General features: G+C 40.0%; 14 protein-coding genes. 6 read left to right on the top strand and 8 right to left on the bottom strand.

What is annotated here, in order from left to right:
• The first annotated feature begins 8 nt into the window (after window positions 1-8).
• The 4 genes from H4J38_RS04275 (at window position 9) to H4J38_RS17130 (ending at window position 6,319) form a co-directional block, all read left to right on the top strand.
• A complete protein-coding gene (locus H4J38_RS04275) occupies window positions 9-935 on the top strand; it encodes a branched-chain amino acid transaminase (protein ID WP_182129727.1) in 927 nt (308 codons plus the stop codon).
• A 237-nt stretch (window positions 936-1,172) separates the two neighbouring features.
• Entirely contained in the window at window positions 1,173-3,047 is a 1,875-nt protein-coding gene (gene ilvD, locus H4J38_RS04270) for a dihydroxy-acid dehydratase (RefSeq protein ID WP_182129725.1), read from the top strand.
• A complete protein-coding gene (ilvA, locus tag H4J38_RS04265) occupies window positions 3,040-4,620 on the top strand; it encodes a threonine ammonia-lyase, biosynthetic (RefSeq protein WP_259365380.1) in 1,581 nt (526 codons plus the stop codon). Before ilvD ends, ilvA begins: the two co-directional genes overlap by 8 nt.
• Before the next feature lie 121 nt (window positions 4,621-4,741).
• Window positions 4,742-6,319: a DUF418 domain-containing protein gene (locus tag H4J38_RS17130; protein ID WP_259365379.1), complete on the top strand. Its 1,578-nt coding sequence runs from the start codon at window positions 4,742-4,744 to the stop codon at window positions 6,317-6,319.
• A 212-nt stretch (window positions 6,320-6,531) separates the two neighbouring features.
• On the opposite strand, the gene H4J38_RS04255 is transcribed toward H4J38_RS17130, so the two are convergent.
• Entirely contained in the window at window positions 6,532-6,783 is a 252-nt protein-coding gene (locus tag H4J38_RS04255; protein ID WP_182129721.1) for a ubiquinone biosynthesis accessory factor UbiK, read from the bottom strand.
• Between the two features lie 178 nt (window positions 6,784-6,961).
• Between H4J38_RS04255 and rep the strand changes: the two genes are divergently transcribed.
• Together rep and H4J38_RS04245 are read left to right on the top strand one after the other, a co-directional pair.
• Window positions 6,962-8,980, top strand: a complete 2,019-nt coding sequence (gene rep, locus H4J38_RS04250; protein WP_182129719.1) for a DNA helicase Rep — start codon at window positions 6,962-6,964, stop codon at window positions 8,978-8,980.
• 117 nt (window positions 8,981-9,097) lie between these two features.
• Complete coding sequence (locus H4J38_RS04245; protein WP_182129717.1) at window positions 9,098-10,114, top strand: GGDEF domain-containing protein; 1,017 nt, start codon at window positions 9,098-9,100, stop codon at window positions 10,112-10,114.
• A 33-nt stretch (window positions 10,115-10,147) separates the two neighbouring features.
• On the opposite strand, the gene H4J38_RS04240 is transcribed toward H4J38_RS04245, so the two are convergent.
• The 7 genes from H4J38_RS04240 to H4J38_RS04210 all read right to left on the bottom strand — a co-directional run bounded on the left by H4J38_RS04240 (window position 10,148) and on the right by H4J38_RS04210 (window position 17,169).
• Complete coding sequence (locus H4J38_RS04240; RefSeq protein ID WP_182129715.1) at window positions 10,148-10,627, bottom strand: DUF1456 family protein; 480 nt, start codon at window positions 10,625-10,627, stop codon at window positions 10,148-10,150.
• Between the two features lie 93 nt (window positions 10,628-10,720).
• Complete coding sequence (ubiB, locus tag H4J38_RS04235; RefSeq protein WP_182129713.1) at window positions 10,721-12,286, bottom strand: ubiquinone biosynthesis regulatory protein kinase UbiB; 1,566 nt, start codon at window positions 12,284-12,286, stop codon at window positions 10,721-10,723.
• A 9-nt stretch (window positions 12,287-12,295) separates the two neighbouring features.
• Complete coding sequence (locus H4J38_RS04230; protein ID WP_220465406.1) at window positions 12,296-12,937, bottom strand: SCP2 domain-containing protein; 642 nt, start codon at window positions 12,935-12,937, stop codon at window positions 12,296-12,298.
• A gap of 4 nt (window positions 12,938-12,941) precedes the next feature.
• The gene (gene ubiE / locus H4J38_RS04225) at window positions 12,942-13,730 is read right to left on the bottom strand and encodes a bifunctional demethylmenaquinone methyltransferase/2-methoxy-6-polyprenyl-1,4-benzoquinol methylase UbiE (RefSeq protein WP_182130151.1); all 789 of its coding nucleotides are present in this window, start codon (window positions 13,728-13,730) and stop codon (window positions 12,942-12,944) included.
• 134 nt (window positions 13,731-13,864) lie between these two features.
• Window positions 13,865-15,964 carry an ATP-dependent DNA helicase RecG gene (recG, locus tag H4J38_RS04220; RefSeq protein WP_310733438.1) on the bottom strand — a complete coding sequence of 700 codons (2,100 nt, stop codon included), beginning with the start codon at window positions 15,962-15,964 and terminating at the stop codon, window positions 13,865-13,867.
• Between the two features lie 26 nt (window positions 15,965-15,990).
• The gene (gene trmH, locus H4J38_RS04215; RefSeq protein WP_182129707.1) at window positions 15,991-16,701 is read right to left on the bottom strand and encodes a tRNA (guanosine(18)-2'-O)-methyltransferase TrmH; all 711 of its coding nucleotides are present in this window, start codon (window positions 16,699-16,701) and stop codon (window positions 15,991-15,993) included.
• Window positions 16,702-16,779: 78 nt separating this feature from the next.
• Entirely contained in the window at window positions 16,780-17,169 is a 390-nt protein-coding gene (locus tag H4J38_RS04210; RefSeq protein WP_182129705.1) for a RidA family protein, read from the bottom strand.
• Between the last annotated feature and the right edge of the window lies 1 nt (window position 17,170).

Here is a 17,170-nt window from a genome sequence, read left to right as displayed (position 1 = left end):
AAAAGAAAATGGCAAAAGTTAACGCAGAACTAATTTGGTTTAACGGTGAACTCATGCCGTGGCAAAATGCTACGGTACATGTAATGAGTCATGCGCTACATTACGGTTCATCAGTGTTTGAAGGTATCCGCGCTTATGACACACACAAAGGCACGTGTATTTTCCGTTTAGAAGAACACATTGCAAGATTATTCGATTCTGCAAAAATTTATCGCATGAATATTCCTTTTACACATGAAGAAGTTGTTCAAGCGTGTAAAGACGCTGTTGTGAAAAATAATTTAAAATCTGCATACCTTAGACCTTTAGCATTCTTGGGCGATGTAGGTATGGGACTTCGTCCACCGATTGATGCTAAAGCCGATTTAATGGTTGCTGCTTTTAGTTGGGAAGCTTACCTAGGTGCTGAAGCTATTGAACATGGTGTTGATGTAGGTGTGTCTAGCTGGAATCGTTTAGCACCAAACACTATGCCAACAGCGGCTAAAGCGGGTGGTAACTACTTGTCATCACAGCTAATTTCTACAGAAGCTGCTCGTCATGGTTATACTGAAGGTATCGCCTTAGATGTAAATAACATGGTAAGTGAAGGCGCAGGTCAAAACCTATTTTTGATCAAAAAAGGGGTTTTATTTACGCCGCCAAGTGCCGCCTCTATTTTACAAGGTTTAACTCGTGATGCCGTATTCGTGTTAGCAAAAGAATTAGGCTATGAAGTACGTGAAGAGACTATTTCACGCGAATCTTTGTACCTCGCCGATGAGTTTTTCATGTGTGGAACAGCAACTGAAATTGTGCCAGTTAAAACTGTTGATGGCATTCAAGTAGGTTCAGGTACACGTGGACCCATCACTAAAGCACTTCAAGAAGCCTTTTTCGGCATTTTTGATGGTACAACTGAAGACAAATGGGGTTGGTTAGAGCCGGTTAAATAATTGCAATAACTCAATTTGTTGTCATCTGATCTTTATCTGTGTCGCTAATACTCACTTATTTCTTATAAGTTCGGTATTCTCGCTTTACTAAAGTATCAGGTGACCACGAGTTGCGTCATCAACACCAACTTAAATGTTATTTTATAAGCTCATTGTAAAGTGAATTTTTAAAATAATTTTTCATACTTATCACGCTTACTGATAGCAACATACATACAATATATAGGGACTAAGGTCATGCCAAAATTAAGATCAGCAACTTCTACTCAAGGCCGAAATATGGCTGGAGCTCGTGCGCTCTGGCGTGCAACGGGTATGACAGATGGTGATTTTGGTAAACCTATTATTGCTGTGGTTAACTCTTTTACGCAATTTGTACCTGGTCATGTGCATTTGAAAGATATGGGACAGTTGGTTGCAGGTGCCATTGAAAAGGCAGGCGGCGTAGCTAAAGAATTCAATACCATTGCTGTTGATGACGGCATTGCTATGGGTCATAGCGGTATGCTTTATAGCTTACCGTCACGTGATTTAATTGCAGATTCTGTTGAATACATGGTTAATGCCCATTGTGCTGATGCCATGGTCTGTATTTCAAACTGTGACAAAATTACCCCAGGCATGTTAATGGCGGCAATGCGCTTAAATATTCCGGTGATATTTGTTTCTGGTGGCCCAATGGAAGCCGGTAAAACCAAACTTTCAGATCAAATTATAAAGTTAGATTTAGTTGATGCCATGATCCAAGGTGCCGATCCGTCAGTATCTGACGAGCAGTCTGATCAAGTAGAACGTTCAGCCTGTCCAACTTGTGGTTCATGTTCTGGCATGTTCACCGCTAATTCAATGAACTGCTTAGCTGAAGCGTTAGGTTTAGCACTACCCGGTAACGGCTCTATGCTAGCTACGCATGCAGACCGTGAGCAGTTATTTTTAAACGCGGGTAAAGAAATTGTCAAATTAACCAAGCGTTACTACCAAGATAACGACGAATCGGCCTTACCACGTAACATTGCCAATAAAGATTCGTTCTCAAATGCGATGTGTTTAGATATTGCCATGGGCGGTTCAACAAATACTATTTTACATTTACTAGCAACAGCGCAAGAAGCGGAAATTGATTACACCATGGAAGACATGGATAAATTATCACGCATTGTGCCGCAATTATGTAAAGTTGCGCCATCCACGCCAAAGTACCACATGGAGGACGTTCATCGTGCTGGTGGTGTCATTGCCATTTTAGGTGAGCTAGCACGCGCTAATTTATTAAAAACAGATGTACCGAATGTTTTAGGCACGACATTAGCTGATGTTATAGCTAAATATGATATTACCGTGACTGACGATGAAGAGGTTAAAAAGTTTTACCGTGCTGGTCCTGCAGGTATTCGCACCACTAAGGCATTCAGTCAAGATTGTCGTTGGGATACCTTAGACGATGACCGCGAAAATGGTTGTATTCGTAGCATTGAAAACGCCTTTTCATTAGAAGGTGGCTTAGCCGTACTTGCCGGTAATATTGCGGTTGATGGCTGTGTAGTTAAAACCGCAGGCGTAAGTGACGACAATTTAGTATTTACCGGTCCTGCGCACGTATTCGAAAGCCAAGACGCCGCTGTAGCCGGTATTTTAGATAAAAAAGTCGTGGCTGGTGAAGTGGTTGTTATTCGTTACGAAGGCCCTAAAGGTGGTCCTGGGATGCAAGAAATGCTGTATCCAACTACTTATTTAAAATCGATGGGCTTAGGTAAAGCCTGTGCGCTATTAACTGATGGCCGTTTCTCTGGTGGTACTTCTGGTTTATCTATTGGCCATGTTTCTCCTGAAGCCGGCAGTGGCGGCACTATTGCTTTAGTAGAGCAAGGCGACATTATTCATATTGATATCCCTAATCGCGTTATTGAGTTAAAGGTAAGTGAAGAAGAACTCACCCAGCGTCGCAAGGCGATGAACGCTAAAGGTAAAGATGCTTGGAAGCCAATTGGTCGTATTCGTCCAATTAGTTATGCCTTGAAAAACTACGCCATGTTAGCCACCAGTGCCGATAAAGGTGCTGTACGTAATCGTGAATTGCTTGATAGCAATTATAATGGTGAAAGCAATGACTGATGCTGAACAAGCAGCATTAGTGCAAGCCCAAGCTATGCAAGGGCAAGGACTAGACTATTTACGGAGAATATTACTTGCACCAGTTTATGATGTTGCCGTTGAATCAGCGCTAACACCTTTAACAAAGTTGTCATCACGTTTAGGTAATCAAATTTTCCTCAAGCGAGAAGATCAACAGCCGGTACATTCTTTTAAGTTGCGTGGTGCTTATAACAAATTAGTCAACTTGTCTGAGCAGCAATGTTTGCACGGGGTTATTGCTGCATCTGCCGGTAATCATGCACAAGGTTTAGCATTAGCGGCTCATAAAATGGGTATTAAAGCGACCATTGTCATGCCCATTACCACACCTGAGATCAAGGTGGAAAATGTTAGGCGCTATGGCGCTGAGGTACGCTTAGTCGGTAAGAGTTTTAACGAAGCACAACAAGCCGCGATGGAATATGCCAAAGCAGAAAATAAAACCGTGGTTCACCCGTTTGATGATGTTGATATTATCGCCGGCCAAGGCACGGTGGCAAAAGAGCTATTACAACAACTCCCTCATACCCAAGTGGTATTTATTCCGGTTGGCGGTGGTGGCTTATTAGCCGGTATGTCGGTTTATCTGAAACAATTACAACCTAATATTAAAGTCATTGGCGTCGAAGCTGAAGACTCTGCCTGTTTAAAAGCCGCATTCGCTGCGGGTAGGCCGGTTGATTTGGCACAAGTTGGCTTATTTGCCGATGGTGTGGCTGTAAAGCGTATTGGTAAGCATACTTTTGATTTAATTAAACATTACTGTGACGACGTGATCACAGTTTCTACCGATGAAATTTGTGCCTCGATAAAAGATATTTTCGAGCAAACCCGAGTTATTTCTGAACCTGCCGGCGCATTATCCTTAGCAGGACTGCAAAAGTATTGCCAAACTAGTCAAGGTGACGAGTCATTAGTGGCGATTCTTTCTGGCGCTAATATGAACTTTCATACTTTGCGTTATATTTCTGAACGCTGTGAATTGGGTGAGCAAAAAGAAGCGGTATTTGCGGTCAAAATTCCGGAAGAAAAAGGCAGCTTTAGAAAGTTTTGCAAGGCACTTGCAGGAAGAGTGATCACCGAATTTAATTACCGTTATGCAGACAAACCTAATGCTTCAAATCAAGCACAAAATGCCAATATTTTTGTTGGTGTGCGCTTAGGTGGAGATGTTAATGACAGAGAAACATTAACCCAAAATTTGCAGCAACAAGGTTATGAATTAGCTGATTTTACTGAAAATGAATTGGCCAAGCTTCATGTGAGATACATGATCGGTGGTAAAAATGCATTGTCAGCTCAGGAACGTATTTTTCGTTTTCAATTTCCTGAATACCCAGGTGCACTAGAGACATTTTTAGATACCCTTGGGGAGCATTACAATATTACGTTGTTCCATTATCGTAACCACGGTGCAGCTTTTGGCCAAGTATTAGCGGGTTTTGAAGTAAAAAAAGCGCAAGAAGCTGACTTTTTTGCCCACTTAAAAGCCTTAGATTATGACTGGCAAGAAGAAACAGACAACAAGGCTTATCAAACCTTCCTTACCTAATCTTTGGTTAGTGCCAATGTATTCTTCGTTAAAAGCAGCTTTAAGCTGCTTTTTTTTTGTTAAATGATTTATATTGCTTAGGCTTATCAAGTAAAATTATAATAATAAAAAAGGAAATTTTATGTCAGATATTCAAGCTGATACACCAGAAACAAGACCCAAATCAACACCAATAATTGAAAATCTAGCACCGATTGTCATCAGCCAGCGCATTGACGCGATGGACATTCTTAGAGGCTTGGCACTTGTGGGTATTTTGCTGATGAATATTGAGTGGTTTAATCGCGCCATGGCCAGTTTAGGTAGTCAGGATGCCAGTTTAACTGGTCTAGATCATGCCGTAGGTTGGTTGGTTAGGTGTTTTGTCGAAGGTAAATTTTATAAGCTGTTTGCTTTGTTATTCGGTATGGGTTTTGCGGTGATGCTGATCAGGGCGAAAGAAGCAGAGCGTCCATTTGGTGCTTGGTTTTCGCGCCGCATGCTGGTTTTAATCGTCTTGGGTTTATTGCATATGGTGTTTCTATGGGGCGGTGATATTCTTCATGATTATGGTATTGCAGGTTTGTTACTTCTGGGCTGGGTATCATTACTGAATAAGCCACGCTTTAAAAAATATGACAATCCTAAATCATTTTTTAAACTCTCCGTAGTCTGGTTATCTGTTCCTATTCTAATGTCGGTATTGGCTGGTATCAGTTTTGGACTCTTTAATGATACACACGACTTAACAGAACAATGGCATGAACAAATCCAAGTAGCAGAACGTGTTGAAACCATAAAGTTAGCGAACGAAATTTTGTCGCAACAACAGCGTGAAGCACTAACCGAAGCAACAAAAACCGAATTACTAGTTGAAGACTCAGCAATACTTGAAATGACTACTAATGAAGAAAATTTAGCGAATGAAATGTCTGTGCATGTTGACGCTAAGCAAGCGACAATTGATGGTGCTGAAGAACCAGCCGAGCTTTCTGCGGAAGGTTTAGTAGAACAACAAGCGCAAGCCATAGTGGCTCAGCAAGCTGAAATGCAACAAGAAATAGATAAAGAAATTACTGCTTTTACCGAGGGCACTTATTGGCAGGCAACTGAGTTTCGTTTGAACTTTGCTCTATTTATGCTGATGTTTACGTTGCCTTTTGCTTTTAGCATGCTGTTGCCAATATTTATTTTAGGTTATTGGTTAGTATCGAGTGGCATTATGAAAAATTATCAACAACATGGCGCATCATTTAAAATTATGGCCTATGTTGGTGTAGGTTTAGGAGCCGTACTTGAAACCGCTGGGTTGTTAGTGGTACAACACCCAGTTGCGAAACAAGTCATATTGTTACTGGGCGTTGGCGAAAGTTTATTTTTTATTGGTCAGTTTGTAATGGCAGTGGGCTATTTTGGTTTGATCATGTGTTTACTAACAGATGAAAAATGGCATAAGCGTTTATCGGTATTTACCCCTATGGGTAGAATGGCATTAACCAATTACATTATGCACTCAGTAATTTTAACCACCATATTTTATAGTTATGCTGGCGGCTATTTTGGTGAAATATCTCGAGCGCCACAAATGTTAATAGTATTGGCCATTGTTGTCTTTCAATTACTTTTTTCACGCTGGTGGTTAAATAACTATGCCTTTGGTCCATTAGAATGGCTATGGCGCAGTTTATCTTATAAAAAATTACAAACTATGCGTATATAAGTGTATCTGCTTCAAAGGCCTGTAGATTAATTAAGGCCTTTGAAGTTGCTATTATACCAAGTGAAATAAATAATCCATCATTCTAAAGTGGTCTAAACCTTCAATATCTGCGTTACTTTCAATCCCAATAGCTAGCTATTGCTTAATCAAGTGCCTTGCTCTTGAATATTTACCCTCACTTACAATTGATCAATTACTTAATTCAATTGGTATTACTCGACGTTTAACTTTGCTTCTAACGCGGAAACTTTGGCTTCAAGCTCTGTTAATATAGCACGTGTTTTAATTAACACCTGTGTTTGTACATCGAATTCTTCACGCGTAACTACATCAAGTTGAGACAGTTTACGCTGCAAAACAACCTTAGTTTTATCTTCCATTTCATTGGCAAAGTCTTTCAAACCCGCAGGAATTGAATCAGTGACTTGTTTGGCTATCTCTTCTATTTTTTTTGCGTTAATCATAATAAATTTCTTTTTTTGCTAGCGATGGCGTTATTGTAGGCGCTTTTGAGAATAATATCTCCATTAACGAATCTAAGAAATTACACAAGTAAGCTCAAAGTTGATGTTGTCTTGCAATAAAAACAGGTAAAATTGCCGTATAAATATATTTACCATAAATTTGAGTTACAGCGCAGCAATGAAATTAAACCCAGGTCAAAATGAAGCAAAAAAATATGTTGAGGGTCCTTGCCTAGTATTGGCAGGCGCAGGCAGTGGTAAAACTGGGGTTATTTGTCAGAAAATTGCGTACTTAATTGAAAATTGTGGTTATAAAGCGAAGAATATTGCTGCAGTAACCTTTACAAATAAAGCCGCACGAGAAATGAAAGAGCGTGTGGTTAAAATGATGGATAAATCGCAGACCAGAGGATTAACGGTGTGTACTTTCCACTCATTGGGTTTAGACATTATTCGTCGAGAATTAAAAACTTTAGGCTATAAGCCCGGTTTTACCTTATTTGATGACCAAGACAGTTTAGCGTTATTGAAAGAACTTACCCAAGAGCAACTTGAGGGTGATAAAGACTTATTAAATAAATTACAAATGATGATTTCCAGTTGGAAAAATGATTTGTTACTGCCCGATGCAGCAATTAAACAAGCCAGTGATGCTGATGCTCTGCAATATGCTGAGTTTTATGCAATGTACCAAAAGCATATGAAAGCCTATAACGCGCTTGATTTTGACGACTTGATTTTAATTCCAACATTATTAATGCGTAATTATCCGGAAGTACGTTCGCGTTGGCAGCAAAAAATTAAGTATATGTTGGTCGATGAATATCAAGATACTAATGCCAGCCAATATGAATTAGTCAAGCAGATCACCGGCGAACAAGGTTTATTGACCGTGGTAGGGGACGATGACCAATCAATATACTCTTGGCGTGGCGCTAAACCGCAAAATTTAGTGCTTCTAGGTAAAGACTATCCCAATCTTAAGCTGATTAAACTTGAGCAAAACTATCGCTCTAGTGGCCGTATTTTAAAATGTGCCAATACGCTGATTGCCAATAATCCTCATGTTTATGACAAAGCGTTGTTTAGTGAGCTAAATTACGGCGTTGAATTACGTGTACTGCAAACTAAAAATGAAGATCATGAGGTTGAGCGAGTTGTTGGTGAATTAATCGGCCACCGCTTTTTGAACAAGAGCAAATTTAAAGATTATGCGATTTTGTATCGTGGAAATCATCAATCGCGCTTACTCGAAAAAGCGTTAATGACTAATAGAATTCCCTATAAAATTAATGGTGGCACCTCGTTTTTCTCGCGCGCTGAAATTAAAGATATGATGGCGTTTTTAAGGGTGCTGGTTAACCCTGATGATGACAATGCTTTTTTACGTATTGTGAATGTACCGCGACGAGAAATTGGCCCAACAACGCTAGAAAAACTGGGCAGTTACGCCAATATGCGTCAAATTAGCATGTTTGCTGCTAGTTTCGAGCTAGGATTAGAGCAGCACCTGACTGGTCGCGGTTTGATCAGCGTACAAAAATTTTCCCGTTGGTTAGTAGAAACCGCTGATCATGCTGAGCGTGGTGAGACGTCAGCTGTATTGCGCTCTATGGTGCGTGAAATTAACTATGAAGATTGGCTGTACGATACATCTCCGAGCGCAAAAGCTGCAGAAATGCGCATGAAAAATGTTACGCAACTGTTCAGTTGGGTAACACAAATGCTCGAAGGTAATGACGATGAAGAGCCAATGACCTTAGCACAAGTTGTTACGCGATTGACCTTACGTGACATGATGGAACGCAATGAAGATGAAGAAGATACTGACCAAGTGCAGTTGATGACGCTACATGCCTCCAAGGGCCTAGAATTTCCCTATGTTTTTCTAATTGGTATGGAAGAAGGCTTATTGCCACACCAAACCAGTATGGACGAAGGTAACGTTGAAGAAGAGCGCCGTTTAGCTTATGTTGGCATTACTCGTGCCCAGCGAGAGTTAATATTTACCTATGCTAGAGAGCGCAGGCAGTATGGTGAAGTTTCACGTACTGAAGCCAGTCGCTTTTTGCATGAGTTACCGCAAGATGATTTAAGCTGGGAACTGACGCAAACTAAGCAGAGCATAGAAAAGAAACAGGAAACGGCAAAAATGGGTGTAGCAAATTTACGTGAGATGCTAAAACATAAAAAATAATATAGACTCTGAAGATAAAGTTCATCAATTTGAATTATCTATTTGAATTTTTTATATTAAAGGTTGATAGTCAAATTAATATTTTAAGGAAAATAATAGTTGAGTAGGAAAGCTTTAATGACAAAACGTTCAGCAGCAGAAAAAATGCTACTAATATTAAGTGCGTTTGCGGTTATTACCATTTCACCATTTGTGTATTTACGCTGGCTTGATGGTGACATGCTCATGGCGTTTATTGATGGCACACTTGTGGTTGTGACAGCGACTTTCTTTACTTTTGTTTATATTACCAGACAAGTTGATACCGCTAAACTTGTGCTATCTAGCTTTTTTGCTGTCGCTATTGTGTCTATTGTTGCCATTCGTGGGCAATCACATTTATTTTGGTTGTATCCTTGCATGATCGCCTTTTACTACATATTACCAGCGCGACCGGCAGGTATAATATGTTTCATTGCTATTATGCTAATTGCTCTCATCTTATGGCCTGTTACTAGTACTTTAGAATTTTTAACCATCACTTTAACACTCTTTCTAACGGCTTTGTTTGCTTATGTAATTTTTAACAACTATAGCAAAACCAATAGTAAGCTAGCTTTATTAGCCAGTATTGATCCATTAACCTCATCTGGTAATCGTCGGGCTTTGGATTTAAAGCTGGAAAAAATTCTAGCAGATCAAAATAGAGAATCCTCGAAAGTTTCATTACTGTTATTAGATTTAGATCATTTTAAGAAAATTAACGATAACTATGGTCATGCTAATGGCGATATCGTGCTAGTTGAATTGGTTGAGTTAATTCAAAAATCTAGCCGAGCGTTAGATGCCTTATATCGTTATGGTGGTGAAGAGTTTATTATTTTACCGTTAAAAGTTGATTTAGTTGAGGCCACAAAGGTCGCTGAAAAGTTACGTGCTTTAATTGCTAAAACGACTTTTGCTGATGACATCTCAGTAACCGTTTCTATTGGTGTTGCGCAATATCGTGCTGCTGAGTCCGCAGAAGCTTGGATTAGTAGAGCAGATGCTGCGCTATATTTAGCAAAAGATAGTGGCCGTAATCGTGTGGTAGCTGAAACAGAAGTTACAGAGAAAGCGATTGCAGCTAAATCAGTTGAAGAGAAAGCTAGCTAGGTCTATTACCCTAGCTTGCTTTATTGTATTCCTTTATTCCTTTATTTCTAAAATAGCTTGTTGATTTTTTAAATGTAAGCCATTAAAAAACTTCAATAATGTGTCATCGTTACATGTGCGGAAATGTTTGTGCTCAGGTTTACGGAAAAAAGCACTGAGCTCATGCTTACTCAAGGTTAACTCAGCAGAATCGAGCAAGGCAATAATATCTTCAGCTTTTAAGGCTAGAGCGATTTTTACTTTATTAAAGACTATATTGTTATTTACTGACTGATTCAACAGCGCTTGCGCACCCTCTTTTGCTCCACGACACTCTATAATTAAACCATCAAGAAAACTCGCTAAATTGTTATCAGCGATACGCGTAAAAGTTGGCTCACCATTTTTACGGAAAAAACTGTTAATTTCTTCATCAGTTTTTGGACATTCAGCAAGCTTAAAAATAGCGGATATTTTTTCATTGCTTAGGGTGAATATATAACGAATGTGATGTAAAACTTCGTTGTTAGTCATGTTTATTCCTGTTTAATTAATCTATTTTTTATTACTTAATACTTTACGCTAAGTACTTATCTCTAACGTTGAAATAGCAAGTTGCTAACGTCATTAAGTAAAGCTAATGGTCAAGCAAATGGCGAGCGTGGCAATAACGACCATTTTTGTCATTTGCTTGCTGTGTTGTTGTTGCTGCTGCTGTATCTGTTTCAGTGACATTAATTGTTGTCGCTGAGCTTCTCGATTAGTTTTTAAGTAATCGTAGACTAAATCAGGTATTTCCGGCAGTTTTTCATTCCAAAAAGGTAAGTTATCTTTTACCTTTTTATAAACCGCTTTAATGCCCATTTGTTCTTTAACCCAATTTTCTAAAAATGGTTTGGCTGTTTGCCAAAGATCTAAGGCTGGATAGAGTTGTCGACCTAAGCCCTCAATATAGAGCAGTGTTTTTTGTAGTAACACTAGCTGAGGTTGTACTTCCATATTAAAACGGCGTGCGGTATTGAAAAGATTGACCAATACCTGACCAAACGATATTTCAGATAAGGGCTTATTAAATATGGGCTCGCAAACTGTGCGTATAGCAAATTCAAATTCATCAACACTGGTGTCACTGGGTACCCAGCCAGAATCGACATGTAATTGTGCAACTTTACGATAGTCACGGTTAAAAAAGGCAACAAAATTTTCTGCTAAATAGCGCTTATCTTCACGATTTAGAGTCCCAACAATGCCGTAATCAATCGCAATCCAAGTGGGGTCAGCTGGTGTTGTTGCATCAACAAAAACATTACCTGGGTGCATGTCTGCATGGAAAAAACTATCACGAAATACTTGTGTGAAAAACACTTCAACACCACGTTCAGCGAGTAGTTTCATGTCGACATTTTTTGCTTTTAAGGTGTCAACATCACCCACACCAACACCATAAATTCGCTCCATAACCATCACGTTTTTCGAGCAGTATTCGCTGTATATTTCAGGTACGTAAAGCACTTTATCGCTATCTCGCCCTTGGCTGAAATTGCGCTTTAATTGAATGGCGTTACCCGCTTCACGGTTTAAATCTAATTCTTCTAAAATAGTTTTTTCATATTCTGCGACAACTTCTACAGGGCGTAAGCGTTTTCCGTCAGGTAACCAACGAGCAATAATTTTGGCAAAGAGTGACATCACGTTGATGTCAGCTAAAATAGTTTCTGCAATGTTTGGTCTTAATACTTTTAGCACCACGGCTTGCTCGCCATTTGCATGCAACATGGTAGCTGTGTGCACTTGGGCAATAGACGCGGATGCAAGCGGTGTTAGATCGAAATCTTTAAACTGTTCAGCAAAAACTTCAGCGCCCATTGCGGCAATAATTATTTTTTCAGCTTCTGTGCCAGCAAATGCGGGTACCTTATCTTGTAATAAGGTCAACTCATTAGCGAAGTCTTCGGGTAACAAGTCTCGGCGAGTTGAAAGCATCTGGCCAAATTTAACAAATACTGGCCCCAATGACTCTATCGCTAATCGAAAGCGCTGCGCTTTAGTTTTATCTTGGTGCTTGTTGCGAAGCCAAAACAATGAGCTGCGCAGCATTTTTATGTACCACGGCAGATATTTTTCCGGCAAAAGCTCATCAAGCCCAAACTGAAGAAATGTTTTTACTATCTTGTATAAACGTTTACTACTCACCAAAGGCCCTTAGGATAATTTGCTTATGCGATTAATTAATTGATTAATTCGTTGATTTAAATCGGCAGTTTGTTGTTCAGTATGTTCAACATCACGACTAAAATAAGATAATTCTGCTGCCGTTATGATGAGGCGTTTTTCATGTACTAGCCATTCACTCGCATCTGCTGGAATTTGTTTTGCAGCAAAGCTTAACTTATTCAAAAGTTGGCGACCCAGCAACCCAATTTTGTAGGTTGGAACATCACCAATGCGTTTGGCTAACTCACTTTGCCAATCAATGTCGAGTGTTTGTGCAATGTCGGCGAAGCGTTGAGCTACTTTTAAATCACCTTGAATGTCGAGTTTGTCATTTTTAATTAAATCAGTAAGTTGCTGCTCTTTTTTTAACTCAATCAAGGTACTTATACTGGTGATTAAACAGCAATTATAATGCTCATCGTTGGTGGTTACATGAATTTTTTCATCACTAACCGAAAAGCTTAAGGGAAACGATAATTCTGCAAGCTTCACTGTTAGTGTTTTTTCAGACAAAGGTTTTAACGCCCGTGTGCCGTGCAAATTATAACGCAGAAACTGATTGATCAGTGTTTCAAGCGCCGCACTTAGGGTCTGAGCAAACATAAGTTGTTGACTAATAGTCTGACGCATAAGGTTAAAATTTATAACCTTTATGCAGCGCGACAACACCACCGGTTAAATTTTTGAAACTGGTTTGTTCAAAACCAGCAGCGTCCATCATGGTTTTCAGTGTTTCTTGATCAGGATGCATACGAATAGATTCTGCTAAATATTGGTAGCTGTCACCGTCTTTTGCCACTAACGCACCCATTTTAGGCAAGATATTAAAAGAATAAAAATCGTAGGCTTTATTGACTAACTCATGCTCAGGTTTAGAAAATTCTAATACTAATAAACGGCCACCAGGCTTAAGTACACGGTACATAGAGCGCAATGCCATATCTTTATCGGTAACATTGCGTAAACCAAATGCGATAGTGATGACGTCAAAAGTATTATCCTCAAAGGGTAAATATTGCGCGTTTGCTTGAACGTACTCAATGTTTTGCACTAAACCACGATCGCGCAATTTATCGCGACCAACATTCAACATTGAGCTATTGATATCAGCGAGTATTACTTTACCTTCACGACCAACAAGTTGAGAGAATTTTGCTGTTAAATCACCAGTACCACCGGCTAAATCTAATACTTTATTGCCTGGGCGTACGCCACTGGCGTCAATGGTAAAACGTTTCCATAAGCGATGAATACCAAACGACATCAAATCATTCATCACGTCGTATTGTTGTGCAACAGAATGAAATACGCTGGCAACTTTCGACTCTTTTTCATTTTTTTCGACGGTTTGAAAACCAAAGTGAGTGGTGGACTCGTCACTATTGTCATTGTTTACCGGATGATTTTGATCGTGTGCAGACATCATGGTTTCGCCATAAAATAAAATTACTGTTAGTTTACCGTATTTTTTTAGATTAATTAACACTTGAGATCAAGGTGGGAGTTAATAACACTGATGTTAATGAAAATAATGACTACTTACTGAAATTATCTGTCTTAAGCATTAGAATATTTTTCACGGTTAGCTAGCCATCGATTGATCAGCGCGTTGGCCTTTTCAGGGTACTGTCGCCATATCAGGTGAGCTTGCTGTTGTACTTCAGGTATTAAGTGAGCGTCTCGCTGTAGGTCAGCAATCCTTAAATCAGCTAAACCTGTTTGTTTGGTACCGAGCAATTCACCAGGCCCGCGAATTTCGAGATCTTTTTGCGCAATAACAAAACCATCGTTACTTTCTCTGAGTACTTTTAAACGTTTGGTGGCGGTTTTAGTTAAGGGCGCTTTGTACATTAATACGCAATGCGAAGCTACTAAGCCACGGCCAACACGACCGCGTAATTGATGTAATTGGGCCAAGCCTAAACGCTCTGGATTTTCAATAACCATTAAACTTGCATTAGGCACATCAACACCAACTTCGATAACGGTTGTTGCCACTAACACGTCGAGTTCACCAAGTTTAAAGCGCTCCATTACAGCTTGTTTTTCATCGGCTTTCATTCGACCGTGTACTAAACCAATTTTTAATCCGGATAATTGCTCTTGCAAGTACACAGCAGTATCTTCTGCAGCCTGACATTGTAGAACTTCAGACTCTTCAATTAGGGTACACACCCAGTAGGCTTGACGATTATCTTTTGTGCAACCTTGACGAATGCGTTCAATAACATCATCTCGACGACTGTCGGGCAATGCTACTGTGGTAATGGGCGTTCGCCCCGGCGGTAATTCATCAATTACTGAGGTGTCTAAGTCTGCATAAGCTGTCATGGCCAAGGTACGAGGAATAGGTGTTGCTGTCATGATTAACTGGTGTGGATAATTACCTTGCCATGCGCCTTTTTCACGTAATGATAAACGTTGATGCACACCAAACTTATGTTGTTCATCAATAATAATCAGTGCGAGTTTGTTGAATATTACCTGCTCTTGAAACAATGCATGGGTGCCAATAACCATTTGCATATTGCCATTTTCAATGTGCTCTAAGGCATTGCGTCTTGCTTTGGCTTTGGTTTTACCGACCAGCCAACCTACTGAAATGGAAAGAGGCTCAAACCATTTTTGAAAATTAATCGCATGTTGTTCAGCCAATATTTCTGTCGGTGCCATTAAAGCAACTTGAAAACCTTGGCCTATAGCGGTTAATGCTGCTAACGCTGCAACCAAGGTTTTTCCTGAGCCAACGTCACCCTGTACTAAACGCATCATCGGCATGGGTTTGAGTAAGTCGGTGCGTATTTCTGCGGTAACTCTTACTTGTGCCCCTGTTGGTGAAAAAGGTAACGATCCTAAGAAGTTTTTCTCTAACTGAGTATCTATTGCCAAAACAACCGCGGGGTGATGATCATTAGCCGCACGTAATTTCAACATACTGAGGTTATGGGCTAATAACTCTTCTTTGATCAACCTAAGTTGTGCCGGATGTTTGCCTTCTTCCATTAAAACAACTGAGGTGTCTGGCGGTGGTCGATGAATTAATGCTAATGCTTCAGCTAAGGAGTATTGTTGATGGCTAATTTCTGCGGGTAATAATTCTTCTACATGGCCGCGTTTTAAACGGATTAAAGCTTGTTCGGTTAAATTACGTAAAGATATTTGCCGTAAACCGTCGGTAGTTGAATAGACCGGTGTCAGGGTTTCTTCTGCAGGAGTTAAGGGTTGATCTTGATCTAGCGCTTTATATTCTGGATGCACCATTTCAAAGCCACGCATACCGCGATTAACTTCGCCATAACAACGAATATTGAGCCCAATAGCTAGGCTATTTTTTTGACTAGCTGAAAAATGAAAGAATCGCAGGTTGATACTGCCAGTACCATCATTGATGGTAACTAGCATCATTCTACGTTTGCCTTGTATGATTTCGTTTTGGGTTACTTCACCGATAATATTGGTGAATATACCGGGCATAAGATCACGAACAGAGGTAACGCGTGTACGGTCTTCGTAACGAAGTGGTAAATGAAAAAGTAGGTCTTGCAATGACACTAAACCTACTTTTTCTAGCTTAGCCGCCATACCTGGGCCAACGCCTTTTAAGGTAGTGACTGGAATTTGGGCTAAATTAGTTAACGCTTCCGTTTGGCGAGACACCGCAGAATTCCTTATCAGTTTACTGATTATTCGTTGTCTATATTTTTCCAAGCATCTTGGGTCATTTGCATTTGCTGCCACCATTGCTCTGATGCAACAATTTGTCCATCTTCATCGATCTCTGGATAGGGCAAGCCTTTGCGTTGGCAAGCCGTTGCAAAAATAGGATGACCCCCTTCAAATAATATGCGTTGACGGCGTTGCTGGCTTATTCTTGGTTGCTGATATAACCCCACTGCTTGACGTTGGCGCTGGGCTTCATATAAAACAACAGAACAAGCAACAGAGACATTTAATGACTGCACCATGCCCACCATAGGAATAATAATATCTTGGTCAGCCATTTCTAGGGCTTTTTCAGAGGCGCCAAATTTTTCTTGTCCAAGAATAATAGCGGTTGGTTTGGTATAGTCAATTTCGCGAAAGTCGACAGCAGTATCAGATAAGTTTGTTACCAATACCTGCATACCCTGCTTTTTTAATTCGTTAATTGCATCTTCGGTATTACTGTAATCATGCACATCAATCCAGTTTTGACTACCCGCAGCACTACCACCAGAAAGGCGCATGGTTTCATTTTTCCATACTGCATGCACATCGCTAACGCCAACGGCGTCTGCAGTGCGAACTACTGCGGCTAAGTTATGAGTTTTGTGCACGCCTTCCATACATACGGTTAAATCAGGTTGGCGTTGATCTAACATGCTGTTAATTCGTTGTAGTCTATCCGGAGTCATATACTTGTTCTAAAGTTGAGTTAAATGTTGGTAAGCGCTCATCAGTGGTGCTTGCCGGTAAAATTTTATTATTTGGTGTTAACTGTAATTTGGTAATTCCATAATGCCGTCAATTTCAATGGCAACGTCTTTTGGTAGTCGAGCAACTTGCACCGCTGCACGCGCAGGGTAAGGCTGTTGAAAGTATTGGCTCATAATTTCATTCACCGTAGCGAAATTAGTAAGGTCTTGTAAAAAAATATTCACTTTTACCATGTCATTAATATTGCCACCAGCTGCTTCACACACCGCAACAATATTTTTAAAGACTTGTTGTGTCTGCTCAGCAAAATCGTCAGAAACGATTTCCATAGTTTCAGGTACTAATGGGATTTGGCCTGAAAGATAAACCGTATTGTTAACTTTTACTGCTTGGCTATAGGTGCCTATTGCACTAGGAGCTAAGTCTGTATTAATAATTGTTTTCATA

The organism is Colwellia sp. BRX10-3, from assembly GCF_014077505.1.
In the GTDB taxonomy this organism is placed as follows: Bacteria; Pseudomonadota; Gammaproteobacteria; order Enterobacterales; family Alteromonadaceae; genus Cognaticolwellia.
Note: the sequence above shows the minus strand (reverse complement) of the source record. Positions and strands in the feature narration are given on the sequence as shown.